The organism is Clostridium tagluense (genome assembly GCF_003865095.1).
GTDB lineage: Bacteria > Bacillota > Clostridia > Clostridiales > Clostridiaceae > Clostridium_AD > Clostridium_AD tagluense.
Genome location: NZ_BHYK01000006.1, coordinates 85,877 through 101,548, shown reverse-complemented (window position 1 = coordinate 101,548; position 15,672 = coordinate 85,877). Strand labels below are relative to the sequence as shown.

The window sequence follows — 15,672 nt, the reverse complement described above, 5'->3', positions numbered from 1 at the left end:
AAAATTTTTAGGTGGTGAGTATTGTGGTAATAGATAAAGAAGAATTTAAAGTAGATTATATAGAAAAATTACAGAATATGTTTGCAGAAGATGCAGTGGATGCATCCAGGCTCCATCAATATGTTGCATTAGGTGCATTAATAAAAGATTATTGTTCTAAATCTTGGATAGAAACTAATAAACAATACGGGAAAAGCAAAACAAAACAAGTGTATTATTTTTCCATGGAATTCCTAGTTGGTAGGTTACTCAATAGTAATTTAGTTAATCTAGGTATAAAGGATGTCTGCGAGGAGGCCTTTGCAGATCTCGGAATTAGTTGGATAGATATAGAGGATATAGAACTGGATGCTGGACTTGGTAATGGTGGTCTTGGAAGATTGGCAGCATGCTTCTTAGATTCCATGGCATCTACGAAAGTGCCTGGTCATGGCTGTGGTATAAGGTATAAATATGGACTATTCAAACAGAAAATAGAAGATGGTTATCAAGTAGAAGTTCCTGATAATTGGCTAAAAAACGGTAACGTTTGGGAAATAAGAAAAGAAAATAAGGCTGTAGAAGTAAGATTTTATGGAGAGGTATATTTGAAGGAAGAAAATGGGGAAACAAAAGTTATCCATGAAAATTATCAATCTGTAAGAGCGGTACCCTATGATACTCCAATAAAAGGATATAAAAATAATACTGTAAATACACTAAGGCTTTGGAGTGCTGAGACTATGGAAGAAGATTTTGATTTTTCATCTTTTAGTCAAGGTAATTATGCAAAAGCAGGTGAGGAAAAATATTCAGTTGAGGCTATTTCACAAGTTTTATATCCGGATGATAGCTACGAAAAAGGACGACTCCTAAGACTTAAACAAGAGTATTTTTTTGTAAGTGCTGGAATGCAAAGTATTATGAAAAGCTATAAAAAAATGAATATTTCACTTAGTGAATTTCATAAGCATGTGGCAGTGCAGATAAATGATACCCACCCAGCTGTAGCTGTGGCTGAGCTCATGAGATTATTAATGGATGAGCAGGGACTTACTTGGGATGAGGCTTTTACTATTACCACTGGTACAATGGCCTACACTAACCATACAATTATGGCAGAAGCACTAGAAAAATGGCCTGTAGAAATGTTTAAAAAATTACTTCCACGTATTTACATGATTATAGAAGAAATAAATAGGCGTTTTTGTAATGAAGTTTACCATAAGTACAATGGGGATTGGAATAAAGTTAATAAAATGTCCATTATTCATGATGAATATATTAGGATGGCATATTTAGCTATTGTAGGAAGTCATTCTGTTAATGGAGTTGCAAAGCTGCACACAGAATTATTAAAGCACCAAGAACTTGCGGACTTTTATGAATTCTTTCCAGAAAAATTTAATAATAAAACTAATGGCATAACGCATAGAAGATGGTTATTAAATTCTAATGAAGAGTTAGCGGACCTTATAACTGAAACAATAGGTGACAAATGGATAAAATCTCCAAATGAGCTCAATAAATTAATGGATTATGCGGAGGATGCTGCTTTTCAAGAGAAAACACAAGATATAAAAACAAATAACAAGATAACTTTTTCAAATTATATATTATCAAATTATGGTACTGAAATTGATCCAAGTTCCATATTTGATGTTCATGTAAAAAGAATGCATGCCTATAAAAGGCAACTTTTAAATGTTTTCAATATAATGCATTTATATAATCAGCTTCGAGAAAATCCTAATCTAGATATAGTGCCAAGAACTTTTATATTTGGTGCAAAGGCTTCTCCAAGTTATACTTTAGCAAAGGAAACTATTAAGCTTATTAATACACTTGCTAAAAAGATAAATAATGATCCTATAGCTCGCGATAAAATAAAGATAGTATTCCTTGAAAATTATGGAGTATCAATAGCTGAGAAAATTATTCCTTGTGCTGATGTTAGTCAGCAGATATCTACTGCATCTAAAGAAGCTTCTGGAACTGGTAATATGAAATTTATGATGAATGGGGCTATAACAATAGCAACTTTAGATGGAGCTAACGTAGAGATATTTGATGCAGTTGGAAAAGAAAACATTGTTTTATTTGGACTAACTTCTCAGGAAGTAATAGAATATTACAAGAATAGAAATTATAGAGCTTCTGATATTTATAATAGCGATATGAGATTAAATTGTATAGTAAATCAGTTGGTAAATGGATTTTTAGAAACTGATAAAATGGAATTTATGACTATATACGATAGTTTGATCCCTCACAATGATGAGTTCTTCGTGCTTAAAGATTTTGATTCTTATGTAAGGGCTCAAAGTGAAATTGATTCTCTATTTAGACAAAAGTCTATTTGGCAAAAAATGTCTATTACGAATATTGCGAAGTCTGGAATATTCTCCAGCGATAACACTATAAATCAATATGCCAAAGAAATTTGGGATACACCAACGTTTAGAATTAAATTATAAGTAAAATACAAGTAAGTATGCTAGCCTACAAATAGGTTAGCATTATTTTTATATGTTATTTTTATATGGGGACAGTTAACAACTAATTAATGTTTTTATATGGGGACAGTTAACAACTAATTAATGTTTAATGGAATATTTTACATTGAAATCTACAAATAAGTACAATCAATAAAAAAATGTTGAATTAATAAAAAAAATGTTGTAATATTGTTATAAAGAATACATATACGAACAATTAACAAGAAAATAAAATTTAATATTCGTAAACTCATATATGCTTAGAAATATGGACTAAGCGTTTCTACCAAGTAACCGTAAAATACTTGACTATGGGTGTTTTGATAAAATAGTGCAATGATTTTGGAATACGTCATTATTGTGGTTACCTTTATTTTAAAATATAAAAAGTTTGTTCTTTAAGATTAAAGAAATTACTTTTTATACTTATGAATTTTAAGGTTATTATTTTTATTATAAACTCCCTAGTTAAAATTAACTGTGGAGTTTTTTTGTTGTTTAAAATATGTTGAAAATTTAATGAATAAAGGAGAAAAATTATGGAAACATTAAAGAATAAGATATTAGTTGAGGGAACAATAATAGGTAGTGAAATCTTAAAGGTGGATAGTTTTTTGAATCATCAAATTGATATAAACCTTTTTAATGAAATCGGAAAGGAATTTAAAGAAAGATTTGCGCGTCATGAAACTACAAAAATACTAACAGTTGAAGCATCGGGTATAGGAATAGCATGCATTGTAGCGCAATATTTTGGTAATATTCCTGTAGTTTTCGCAAAAAAACATGAAGCTGCTAATTTAGATTCTGATACATATGAAGCAGATGTATTCTCCTTTACAAAAAATAAGAATTATAAGATAAGAGCCAGTAAAAAATACATAAATAGTGAAGATAAAATTTTAATAATTGATGATTTTTTAGCAAATGGAAATGCAGCACTGGGACTTGTAGAAATTGTACGTCAGGCCTTAGCTGAGGTTGTCGGAGTGGGAATTGTAATTGAAAAGGCATTTCAAGATGGACGCAGTCGAATAGAAAAGGAAGGTATTAAGGTAGAGTCGCTGGCCATAATAAAATCTATAAAAGATAACAAGGTAGTTTTTAAATAAGGAGTGGAATTATACCACCTTTTAAGTGGTAAGCAGTTCACATAAGGATTAATAATTAGTATTACTAGACAAAACATATGCAAGAGAAGAATAAAGGGGGTATTTATAATGAAAAAAAAATTAGGAAGCTTACTAATAGCATTTACATTAATTATGTCTTTAGCCTTAGTTGGATGTGGTAGTGAGAAAAAAACTGAGACAAAAGATACTGTGAAAAAAGAAATAAAGGTAGGATTTATATATGTAGGACCAGTAGGAGATGAAGGGTGGACTTATTCTCATGATATTGCAAGAAAAGAGCTTGAAAAACAACTGGGTGTAAAGACGCTATTTAAAGAATCAGTAAAAGAGGATTTAGCAGAAGTAGAAAAGGTATGCGAAGAAATGATTAATGGAGGAGCAAATGTTATTGTAGGAACAAGCTTTGGCTTTATGGATGGGATGGAAGCCTCTGCGGCAAAGCACCCTGATGTTAAATATCTTCATGCATCTGGATACAAAACATCAGAAAATATGTCAAATTATTTTGGACGTATGTATCAAGCGAGATATCTTTCAGGTAAGGTTGCTGGAATGAAAACTAAAACTAATAAAATAGGATATGTAGCAGCACATCCAATTCCAGAAGTAGTAAGAGGAATCAATGCTTTTGCACTAGGGGTACAATCGGTGAAACCAGAAGCAATAGTAAAGGTAAAATGGACTAATACTTGGTATGACCCAGCTAGAGAAAAAGAAGCAGGAAAAGCACTAATTGCCGAAGGTGTAGACGTAATTACTCAGCATCAAGACACTGCAGGACCATTACAAGCAGCAGAAGAAGCTGGAATATCTGCCATCGGGTATAATACAGATATGCAAGCTAAAGCACCTAAAGCATACATGACATCACCAGTTTGGAATTGGACACCATATTATGTTGAGCAAATAAAAGCTATTCAAGCAGGTACTTGGAAATCAGGAAGTTATTGGAAAGGCTTAGAGTCTGGAATTGTGTCTCTTGCACCACTAACGGCAAATGCACCAACTGGAGCAAAAGATGCTGTAGAAACTGGTAAGGCAGCTATTATAAGCGGTAAAAATAAAATATTTGTAGGTCCACTAAAAGATCAAAGTGGAGCAGTTAAAGTTGCAAAGGGTAAAGTTATGACTGATGGAGAATTATTACAATTCAATTGGTTTGTTAAAGGAGTAGAAGGAAAAATAGAAAAATAATATATATTTAAAATATTAAGGACAGGAGAACTAAAATATGGATAAAATCCCTTATGTATCTATAGAAAATATTAGTAAGACCTTCGGAAAAGTAGTAGCTAATGTGAATATGAATTTAACGGTGCATGGTGGAGAAATCCATGCACTTTTAGGTGAAAATGGAGCAGGTAAAAGCACTCTTATGAACATGCTATCAGGGGTATATACCCCTGATAGCGGTTCTATTTTTATTCATGGGAAAAATATGAATTTCACTTGCCCCAAGGATGCCATAAAAGCTGGAGTAGGAATGATTTATCAACATTTTAAATTAGTTGAGGAAATGACTGCCAAGCAAAATATATTACTAGGTCAAAATAGTGGCATATTTTTTAAGGACAAGTTAGAAGTTAAAAAAATTGTTGATATATGTGAAAAATTTCAGTTGGAGATAGATATAAACAAATATGTTTGTGATATGGCAGTTGGAGAGAGGCAAAATCTTGAAATATTAAAGGTGCTTTATAGAGGTGCTGATATTTTGGTATTAGATGAGCCTACCACAGTATTTACGCAAAGTGAAACAGCTAAATTATTCAAGATAATGAAAAAGATGAAGCAGCAAGGTTGTGCAATTATATTTATAAGCCATAAAATGGATGAAGTAATGGAAATCTGTGACAGAATTACTGTTTTAAGAAAAGGTGAAGCTGTAAAAACCGTGGAAAAAGAAAATGCCACACCAAAATATCTAACAGAACTAATGATGGGACGCAGGGCGGATTTATCTATAAATCGTGTTGACAAAGAGCCAGGAGAAATATTGCTGCAGGTAAAAGATTTGAAAGTGTTAAACGCTGAAAAGGCAGAAATAATTAAAAATATGAGTTTCAGCTTAAGACGCGGTGAAATTCTTGGTGTAGCTGGAATTGCTGGTAGTGGACAAAAGGAATTATGTGAAGCCATTGCAGGAATCGAGAAGGTAGCTGGTGGCGAAATATTTCTTGAAGGGGAGAACTTGGTAGGGGAATCTCCTAGAGATATTATTAATAAAGGTATAAGCATGAGCTTTATACCAGAGGATAGATTAGGCATGGGCCTTGTTGCGTCCTTGGACATGGTGGATAACCTTTTACTAAAGGATTATCATAAACAAAAAGGACTATTTATAGATAGAAAACCAGTCATTGAAAAGGCAAGAAAAATGGTGGATGAGTTTGAAATTAAAACACCAGACATATATCATCCTATAAAATATTTATCCGGTGGAAATATTCAAAAAATATTAGTGGGAAGAGAATTAAGCATGTACCCAAAAATACTTATTATGGCATATGCCGTAAGAGGTCTGGATATTAATACATGTTATACAATTTACGACCTAATAAATGAAGAAAAGAAAAAAGGAACTGCGGTATTATTCATTGGAGAAGATTTGGATGTGTTAATTCAATTATGTGATAGGATTATGGTAATTTGTCATGGTGAGGTAACTGGCATTGTTTCTGCAGTGGATGCTTCAAGAGAAAAAATTGGTATGATGATGGTGGGAAAAACAGTTGAGGAGGGGATATAGATGATGCACATTGTTAAAAAAGCTGAAATAAGTAAAACTGATAATTTTAAAATCAGATGCATTGCAATTCTCCTATCCCTTTTGGTATTAGGCATGTTTTTGCTAGTAATTAAACTTAATCCAATAGATGTATACGCTGCGATTATAGATGGTAGCCTTGGCTCTACTTATAGTATTAAGCAAACACTTATTAAGGCAATACCACTTATTATAACTTCACTTGGTATATCTATAGCCTTCAAAATGCAATTTTGGAATATTGGTGGAGAAGGGCAAATAGTTATGGGAGCTTTTGCCGCTAGCTTTTTTGCTTTAAAATTTCCTCATATGGATAAATTTCCACTATTACTCTTAATGTTTTGCGCAGGAATACTCGGTGGTGGCTTATGGGCATTAATTGCAGCCCTACTTAAAGGTAAATGGAAAACTAATGAGACCATTGTAACCTTAATGCTAAATTACATAGCTTTAAAATTCATCACCTATTTGCAATATGGACCTTGGAAGGATAAAAGGGCAATGGGTTTCCCTAAAATACCTAATTTTTCTCCAAATGCAACGTTACCAGATGTTTTTGGCATACATATGGGATGGATAATTGCAATTATACTTGTTATTCTAGTTTATATTTTCATGAAATATACTAAAAAGGGCTATGAAATTGCGGTGCTTGGTGAAAGTGAAAAAACAGCAATATATGCAGGGATTAAAATTAGAAAAACCATGTATATAGCTATATTCTTAAGTGGCGCTCTATGTGGAATCGCTGGCGTAATTCAAGCATCAGCAGTTAGTAGAACCTTGACTGCGGAGGTGGCAGGTGGTGCTGGATTTACAGCTATAATTATAGCTTGGCTTTCAGCCTTAAGTGCACCTATTATAGTAATAGTATCTATACTTTTTGCGGCACTTTTACAGGGAGCCTCATTTATTCAAACAGCCTTTGGAATACCTCAAGCGGCGGCACAGCTAATACAGGCTGTAATACTGTTTTTCGTATTGGGCAGCGAATTCTTTACTAGATACAAAATAAATTTTCGAACTGTAAATTTTCAGAAAAAGGGAGGTAATAAAAATGAATAGTATAACAACATTTTTAGCCGCTGCAGTTGTAGCTGGTACGCCTTTACTTTTTGCTACCTTAGGTGAAATATTAACTGAAAAAGTAGGTAATCTTAATTTAGGTGTAGAAGGTATGATGCTTATGGGCTCTGTCATTGGATTTATGGCAGGTTTAAGTACAGGAAGCCCAATTATAGCAATGTTGGCTGCAGCGATTGCGGGAGGCTTTGGTGCACTGATTTATGCATTCTTAACTATAACACTAAGAGCAAATCAAGTTGTATGTGGGCTTACACTAACTATATTTGGAACTGGGTTTTCAAGTATGGTAGGCAAAAAATTGATAGGGCAAGTTACCCCAGATAAAATTAAAACATTTTTTGTGCCTAAAAGAATTCCTCTAATAGGCGATATACCTTTTATAGGCGATATATTTTTTAATCAAGATGTATTTGTATATCTTGGATATATTATAACCCTACTTTTGTTTATATATTTATATAAAACTGCTAAGGGCTTAAATACCATGGCAGTGGGAGAAAATCCAGCAGCTGCTGATGCAGCTAGTATAAATGTTAATTTATATAAATATGTTAATACCTTAATAGGCGGAGCTCTTTGCGGTCTTGGTGGAGCATACCTATCCCTTGTTTATGTACCAGCTTGGCAGGAGAATGTAACAGCAGGCAGAGGGTGGATAGCAGTGGCCTTAGTGATTTTTGCTACTTGGAGGCCTCATAGAGCACTTATAGGCGCATACCTATTTGGTGGTCTTGACATATTAGGATTTAGACTTCAGGGCCTACCTAATTTTGCGGTAAACCAATATCTTATTGATTTGCTACCTTATATAGTTACAATAATAATTTTGGTAATAGTGTCCATGAAGAAATCTAGCAAAAATTCACCACCGGCTGGACTTTCTAATGCTTATTTTAGGGAAGAAAGATAAACGCCAGTGATGGCAATGTTAGGAAATATTTAACATTGCCGGCACTTTTAAAATCATGAAATCATGGGGACAGTTAACAATTAATGCACTTTTAAATGCAAATAGTTCCAATAGTTGTTAACCGTCCCCAACTATTTTATGAATAATTTCAAACAACTTTGTATTTTATGATTTTTTTGTGTATAATGGATAGTGTGATATTTAAATGGTAACAATGATAAGAAAGTCAGATAAACAAAACTGATTTTATGTTCGGTCTATGAAATCATCAAAATAACCATGATTTGAATAAGCATATATAGAATGAAATATTATTCTAAATAGGTAGTTCAAGGATAGTTTTAATAATAATTATTTAATAGAAGGAGTGTATTATATGACAACAGAAAATTTAACAACAGAAAATAAAGAAGAAATATCAATGAAAGACGTGATGGGCAGTATTGAGGAATCTATGGATTCTACAAACGCTGGAGATAGCGATAAAGTATGGGAAAAATTGCAAGGAATTTTAGATGAAAATAAAACTTTTGAAATTACTATTAATGAAATAGTAAAAGGCGGAGCTACTGCTGATGTTGACGGAATTAGAGCGTTTATACCTGCTTCACAAATGTCAAATGCTTACATAGAAAATTTACAAGATTTTAAAGGAAAAACTATGGAAGTTAAGATAATTGAATTAGAGAAAGAAAACAAAAAATTAGTTTTATCTAGAAAAGCTATAGAAAAAGAAGAAAATGAAGCTAAGGGAAATTTAGTTTGGGATGAACTTAAAAAGGGCGACATGAGAAAAGGCGTTGTAACTAGACTCGCTAAATTTGGTGCTTTTGTAGATTTAGGTGGCGTTGATGGTCTTATTCACATTTCAGAATTATCATGGAAAAGAGTTCAAGATCCATCAGAGGTAGTATCTGTTGGACAGGAATTGGAAGTTCGTGTAATAGATCTTGATAGAGAAAAAGGAAGAATATCTCTAGGACTTAAAGCAGCAGCAGGAAACCCTTGGAATAATATATCAAGCACATATAAAACAAATGATATAGTAGAAGGAACTGTAGTAAGAATAATGGAATTTGGTGCTTTTGTTCAACTACCATCAGGTATAGATGGACTTGTTCATCTATCAGAAATATCAGAAGATCGTATAGAAAAGGTTTCTGATGTATTAAAGGTTGGAGATGTTGTAAAAGTTAAAATTGGTGATATAAATGAAAAAGATAGAAGAATAAGCTTAAGTATTAAAGAAGCATTAGATAAAAGTTATGGTGATCTTTCACAGTACAATGGTGAAGAGCAAGGCTTAACTTTAGGAGATATATTAAAAGATAAATTTAAGGATTTTAAATTTGAATAAATCCTTTCATAGTTTTGTTTAGACAAAGCTGAAAAAATAACAAGTCAGTATGCTAGCATATTGACTTGTTATTTTTTTTTGATTCTTATATTTTATTTAGAATTAGCAGTAAAACCACTATGAATTACAATAAGTTGGAATAACTCTCTTAGTATTATTGATAAATATATAAATATTTATCATAAATAATTATATAATTGGTAAAACTGTATAAGTAGATATTTCGTTTTATAATCTATTTAACATTGGTTATGCATCTAAAATAAAAAGCACATATTTTATGTGTTTAATCAATTAAGGGAGGAAGTGTAATTATGGATAAAAAAGAAAGTTCAACTCATATGATTAGTAGAGTGGTTAAGGACAATAGTGGAGAAATAACAGCCTACGAATTCGAAAATGGAGATATAGTTTCAAAAGAGCAAGCAGTCCTTTTGGCGAGGCAAGGCAATATAGGTGGAGTTTCTATATCAACTTCAAAAAAAGGTGAAGAATTTCTCAGAAGTTTACCTGATGGAGATAAATTTAATAATTTAGACAGTTTACCAGTTATAGACGATAACGATATCTATTAAGAAGCAGGGACATTAGGTTGTCCCTGCTTTTTTAAGTTAACTAAGTGGGGACAGTTAACAACTAATTAAACTAATGCAACTATTGAACACTATTTAAGTTTTATGTGTTAAAATTAAGGGGTAGACTTAGATCAGAACGGGGGTATAAGCAAGTGGAAATTTTAAAAAATACTTTGCAGTGCATTAAACCGGCAAATATAGAAGCTATGAAAAAGGCTTGGGAAAGACTTGATAGTTTAACAAAACCTATAGGAAGTCTTGGTGAAATAGAGAATATTATAGCCAAAATGGCAGGTATTACTGGAGAGATACATAACAAGATTAATAAAAAAAATGTGGTTATAATGTGTGGCGATAATGGAGTGGTAGAAGAAGGAGTATCTAATTGCCCTAAAAGTGTAACGGCTACGGTTACTAATAATTTCACTAAAAAAATTACAGGCGTATATGTTTTATCAAAATTTGTTGGAAGTGATATTACAGTTGTAGATGTAGGGGTTGATGCAGACTTTAATAACCCTAAAATCGTAAATAGAAAAATTGCATACGGTACCATGAATATGATTAAGGGGCCTGCAATGACTAAAGAGCAAACAATAAAAGCTATAGAAATTGGTATAGAAACAATAGATGATTTGGCACTTAAAGGCTATGATTTGTTTGGTACAGGTGAAATGGGTGTAGGAAATACTGCCACAAGTGCAGCAATTTTAAGTGTTCTTTCGGGGCTTGATGTAGAGATGTCGGTAGGTAAAGGCTCAGGAATTACGGAGCAGCAATTTACGAATAAAAAAAGAGTGGTTAAAAAAGCTATTGAAGTAAATAAGCCAGATAAAAATGATGTTATTGATGTACTTTCAAAAGTTGGAGGATTTGACATTGCAGCACTATGTGGTTGCTTCCTATCCGCTGCGAAAAATAGAGTGCCTATTGTTATTGATGGTTTTATAGCTTCAGCAGCTGCACTTTGTGCTTATAAATTAAATCCCCTAGTAAAGGAATATATATTTGCATCTCACTTATCTGCGGAACCTGGAGCAGCGTTTATAATGAAGGAAATAGGACTTGCACCTATGCTAAATTTGAATATGCGACTCGGTGAAGGTTCAGGGTGCCCTCTTGCTTTTAATATAATCGAAGCGGCGTTATTCACAATGGATAATATGGGAACCTTTGAAGAGGCAACCTTGGATAGCAAAAAGTATATAGATATAAGGGATAATACCATGGGGCACGATTTAGGTGAGAAATTATGAATATTTATTTGTTAAGGCATGGTCAGACGGAAGAAAATAGAAGAGGCTCATATTATGGTAATTTGGATGTAAGTCTAAATGCAATTGGCATAAGTCAAGGAAATAAAGCTAATGCTTTCTTTAATGATATAAAATTAGATAGAGTATATGTTAGCGATAAAAAAAGAACCACAGAAATGGCAAATTTGGTTTTAGGACAATCGGAAATTCAAGTTATACAGGATAATAGAATAAATGAAACTAATTTTGGAGATTTTGAAGGAAAAACATATGAGGAAATTAAGACGCTCTATCCCAAGCAATGTCTCTGTTGGCAAAACAATTGGATGGAATTTGTACCTCCTAGAGGTGAAAGTTATATTCAGCTATGTGAAAGAGTTAAGAACTTTATGGAGGATATTAAAAAATTAGAATGTGATAATATTTTAATTTGTACTCATTCTGGAGTAATAAGAGCTATATATTGTTATGTTATGAACGAAAACATAGATTTATTTTGGAAATTTGGTTGTAAAAATGGAGATATAAGCGTTATAAAATATGAATATGGGAATTTATATATTGATACCATAATGCATAACGCATATTTAGGAAAGAGGTGAGGTTTGCAAGGATAAGTCTTTGCAAGCAAACAAAATGAGAGAATATTTAAATGATTTTTTACTGTTTTTTCAGTTTTTTACACGTATACCGATAAACATAAATTTAAAATGCGAAAAAGAGAACTTTAGACGAGGATCTATATTTTTTCCTGTGGTAGGATTATTTATTGGAATTGTTCAGTGGTTAATTTATTATATATTAATAAAAGTGCTACCAATAAATATTACATCAGTATTTGTAGTTATTATACCAATAGTTATTACTGGTGCCTTACATGTAGATGGACTTGGAGATACTTGCGATGGCTTCTTTTCCTTAAAAGGTGGTAAAGATAAAATAATAGAAGTTATGAAGGATAGTAGAGTAGGTACTTATGCAAGTGTTGCTATAGTATTTGATATGTTAGCCCGATATGCAGCGGTATATACTATTATAGAATTAAATTTACCATTTATATTAATCGCAACGCCTGTAATTGCAAGGTTTACTGTAGTGTTTTTATCTTTTATAGGAAAAAATGCTAAAGAAAATGGCTCAGGCAATATATTTATTGGCAATATAGATGTTAAAAGGGTTGTGATTACAGGTATTACAACTATTATACTGGGGACTTTATTAATAGGATTTAATAAAAGTGTTATATTAATAGCTTCAGGGCTCCTTTTAAGTTTATTATTTAATAAGTTTTGTGAAAGCAAAATTACAGGGCTTACAGGAGATAGTTTAGGTGCTAATAATGAATTAGTTGAAATTTTAATTATGATTTTATTTATAGCTATGAATTAAACGGGGACGGTTAACAATTAATTAAACTATATTTTGGTACAAGGTTTTTATGGAACTTTGTACTTTTAATTAATTGATGATGTTTTCAGTACTTGGTTCCATTATTTTTATGAGATATCTTAAAAAGATATTGTATTTTTAAAGGCTTGTCCAAATTTATTTAATTAAAGATAGCTTTATATTATCTTGCAATTTTTTATAAATTAAAGTATATACAATAAGGTATTAAGCTTAATATTAATCACTGAGCGTAACATTTAATAAATTCCTCAAGGATATTTTCGTAGTTTTTGTTAGTTCTAATTAATTCTATACCAATACTGCTTAATTTTGATACTCTAGCTGGTGTAATATTTCCAAGTAGTGTGGATATATCACTGGATTTCAAATTGCAGATACTCCTCATTAAAACAACGGTTAATGCTCTTGCTTCTACAAGTTTTCTACTGTACTTCATATGAAGTTGAAGCTTTGCTATATTCATTTTTACTGCTATAAATTCTATGATATCTTCAGGCTTAAAGTTTCTTACAAGTATTGTCCGTACACTGCTATAATTTGTCTTTTCATCTTTAAATTCAAATTCTTCTTTTAATTTTTCGTCGGTGCATCCAAAAACAAGGCTATAGTAATAATTCCTTGCCAGTTTAAGATCATTACCAAAAAAGCCCATGACAAATCCGTAATCAACTATGTTTAAATGGTCACGTCGTTTTCCAATATATATTCCTAAACTAGAAAAAGCGTATTTTTCAGGACAATCTTTAAATTCACTTATATCTGTAGGATTATTATGTATATATAGTGATACAGTCCTTAAGTATCTATCACTATCAACTATTTTGCTCTTGAATCTGTCTTTAAAAAGATGGCCCTCTCTTTTATACTTTTTATTAAAGTACATTGCGTAAGAAAAATTAATTCCATGCATGACTTTGGATATATCTGCACCATTAGCATCAATTAATAGATGTGAATGGTTATCCATAAGACAGTACCCATAAATTTTAACATGATGGAGATCTTTGTATTTTTTTACAAGGGATAAATATTTTTTCTTATCTTCATCATCTCTGAACAAATCTACCTCAGTGATGCTTTTACACATAATATGATATATAGCATCATTTGTTTTTAATCTTGCTTTTCTTGCCATAAAAAACACCTCTTTATATAATTCTTTATATTATTGACTTTATCTGGTGAAGATATTCATAGTTCAAAAAGTTGTTAACCGTCCCCAAGCATTTTATTGACATGAGGGCGTAATTATAATAAACTGTAGTTAAAATAGAATAGAATTTTAGGTGCCTTTTAATAGGTGAAAAGGGAATGCGGTTTAAATCCGCAGCAGCCCCCCGCTACTGTAATTGAGGATAGCTCCTCAAAAGCCAGGAGACCTGCCTAAATGATGTTAACAAAGATTTCGGAGGGAAATAGCTTTTTAATATAGTTAATTTAATTATAAATTAATTAAAAAGTAGTCGCTATCTTAAGCTTACTACTTTTTTTGTGTTTAAAAAGATAGTATATTGAAGAAGCTGGGTGGCTTCTGAAAAGTTATAAATAGAAAGGAAGGTATTTAATGATACATGGTGGAGACGTTTATACTGATGGATTACTTCAGGGCCGAGAGTTAATTGATTATAGTTCTAATATAAATCCATTAGGGGTTCCTAAAAGCTTCATTGATAACATTGATGAAGCAATAAATGCCTTAACAAGATATCCAGATATTCAATATAGAAATGTGTTAAAAGGTTTAAAAGAATACATTGATTGCCCAGAAGACTATTTTGTTTTAGGCAACGGAGCTGCAGAAATAATTGACTTGGTTATAGCTTGTCATAAAAGCTTATTAATTGTTGTGCCTTCTTTTGTGGAGTATGAGATTGATGCTAAAAAGTGGGGTTGTAATATAGAGTATTCATATTTAAAAGAGGATATTAATTACAATGACTTATTAAAGAATGAATATGCTCAGCTTTCCTATGATTATAAAGATATTTTAAATAAATTACAAAAGGTAGAAGCCATGGTTTTAGGTAATCCCAATAATCCTAATGGCAATATCATTGATAGAGGGGAGTTTCAAAAAATTCTTGAATATTGTGAGAGTAATAATAAAGTAATAATAATAGATGAGGCTTTTATTGAATTTACGGGAGATTCCAGGCACAGTTTTGTAGATGAAGTTAAAAAGTACAAGTGTTTATTTATAATAAGAGCTTTAACTAAATTTTTTGCAATGCCTGGTATAAGGTTTGGGTATGGAATAAGTAGTAATGCTGCTTTAATAAAAAATATTAAATTAAAACAAAACCCATGGAACATAAATTGCTTTGCAGAACTTGCAGCACGCCATGTGTTAAAGGATAGTATATATATTGAAAAAAGCAAAGAGTGGATAAGAGCCGAAAGACCTAGGTTTTTAAAATCATTGAAAAATATTTATTTTATAGAAGAAGTATTTTTAACCTATGGAAATTATGTGCTTTGCAAATTAAATGGACTAGCCTTTGAAAAAGGACTAAACTCAGAGGAATTTTATAAGACTTGCCTAGAACAAGGCTTTGTAATAAGAAAAGCAGACAATTTTAGAGGACTTGATAAACAGTATGTAAGGCTGGCTATTAAGGATAGGGCTAGCAATGAAAAATTGGTGGCAATGTTAGAGAGTCTGAAATTTTAAGTTTAATTAAGTTTAATTAAATGGGGACAG

At 31.8% G+C, this 15,672-nt stretch carries 13 protein-coding genes and 2 riboswitches; of the genes, 12 read left to right on the top strand and 1 reads right to left on the bottom strand.

The features are described from left to right. Positions 1–23 precede the first annotated feature (23 nt). From Ctaglu_RS07110 to cobS, 11 genes are all read left to right on the top strand, one after another. Positions 24–2,456: a glycogen/starch/alpha-glucan phosphorylase gene (locus tag Ctaglu_RS07110; RefSeq protein WP_124999511.1), complete on the top strand. Its 2,433-nt coding sequence runs from the start codon at positions 24–26 to the stop codon at positions 2,454–2,456. A 251-nt stretch (positions 2,457–2,707) separates the two neighbouring features. Then, positions 2,708–2,809: riboswitch (purine riboswitch) on the top strand. Positions 2,810–3,016: 207 nt separating this feature from the next. Further along, entirely contained in the window at positions 3,017–3,589 is a 573-nt protein-coding gene (locus Ctaglu_RS07105) for a xanthine phosphoribosyltransferase (protein ID WP_124999509.1), read from the top strand. Positions 3,590–3,697: 108 nt separating this feature from the next. Next, on the top strand, positions 3,698–4,804 hold the full coding sequence (locus Ctaglu_RS07100; protein WP_124999507.1) for a BMP family ABC transporter substrate-binding protein: 1,107 nt from the start codon (positions 3,698–3,700) through the stop codon (positions 4,802–4,804). Between the two features lie 37 nt (positions 4,805–4,841). Further along, positions 4,842–6,359 (top strand): ABC transporter ATP-binding protein, encoded by a 1,518-nt coding sequence (locus tag Ctaglu_RS07095; RefSeq protein WP_124999505.1) that lies wholly within the window; start codon positions 4,842–4,844, stop codon positions 6,357–6,359. Continuing rightward, entirely contained in the window at positions 6,360–7,442 is a 1,083-nt protein-coding gene (locus tag Ctaglu_RS07090; protein WP_124999503.1) for an ABC transporter permease, read from the top strand. After that, positions 7,435–8,373, top strand: a complete 939-nt coding sequence (locus tag Ctaglu_RS07085; protein ID WP_124999501.1) for an ABC transporter permease — start codon at positions 7,435–7,437, stop codon at positions 8,371–8,373. Before Ctaglu_RS07090 ends, Ctaglu_RS07085 begins: the two co-directional genes overlap by 8 nt. A gap of 376 nt (positions 8,374–8,749) precedes the next feature. Continuing rightward, the gene (gene rpsA, locus Ctaglu_RS07080; protein ID WP_224626530.1) at positions 8,750–9,730 is read left to right on the top strand and encodes a 30S ribosomal protein S1; all 981 of its coding nucleotides are present in this window, start codon (positions 8,750–8,752) and stop codon (positions 9,728–9,730) included. Between the two features lie 314 nt (positions 9,731–10,044). Beyond that, entirely contained in the window at positions 10,045–10,305 is a 261-nt protein-coding gene (locus tag Ctaglu_RS07075) for a DUF3892 domain-containing protein (RefSeq protein ID WP_124999499.1), read from the top strand. Between the two features lie 152 nt (positions 10,306–10,457). Further along, positions 10,458–11,561: a nicotinate-nucleotide--dimethylbenzimidazole phosphoribosyltransferase gene (cobT, locus tag Ctaglu_RS07070; RefSeq protein WP_124999497.1), complete on the top strand. Its 1,104-nt coding sequence runs from the start codon at positions 10,458–10,460 to the stop codon at positions 11,559–11,561. Further along, positions 11,558–12,163: an alpha-ribazole phosphatase gene (gene cobC, locus Ctaglu_RS07065; RefSeq protein ID WP_124999495.1), complete on the top strand. Its 606-nt coding sequence runs from the start codon at positions 11,558–11,560 to the stop codon at positions 12,161–12,163. The genes cobT and cobC overlap by 4 nt, the downstream gene beginning before the upstream one ends. A 34-nt stretch (positions 12,164–12,197) precedes the next feature. After that, positions 12,198–12,950 carry an adenosylcobinamide-GDP ribazoletransferase gene (gene cobS / locus Ctaglu_RS07060; RefSeq protein WP_124999493.1) on the top strand — a complete coding sequence of 251 codons (753 nt, stop codon included), beginning with the start codon at positions 12,198–12,200 and terminating at the stop codon, positions 12,948–12,950. A gap of 241 nt (positions 12,951–13,191) precedes the next feature. Here cobS and Ctaglu_RS07055 read toward each other — a convergent pair whose 3' ends face one another. Beyond that, a complete protein-coding gene (locus Ctaglu_RS07055) occupies positions 13,192–14,106 on the bottom strand; it encodes a transposase (RefSeq protein ID WP_124999491.1) in 915 nt (304 codons plus the stop codon). Positions 14,107–14,238: 132 nt separating this feature from the next. Beyond that, positions 14,239–14,372: riboswitch (cobalamin riboswitch) on the top strand. Positions 14,373–14,535: 163 nt separating this feature from the next. On the opposite strand from Ctaglu_RS07055, the gene Ctaglu_RS07050 reads away from it, so the two are divergent. Next, the gene (locus Ctaglu_RS07050; protein ID WP_124999489.1) at positions 14,536–15,642 is read left to right on the top strand and encodes a pyridoxal phosphate-dependent aminotransferase; all 1,107 of its coding nucleotides are present in this window, start codon (positions 14,536–14,538) and stop codon (positions 15,640–15,642) included. The last annotated feature ends 30 nt before the right edge of the window (positions 15,643–15,672 follow it).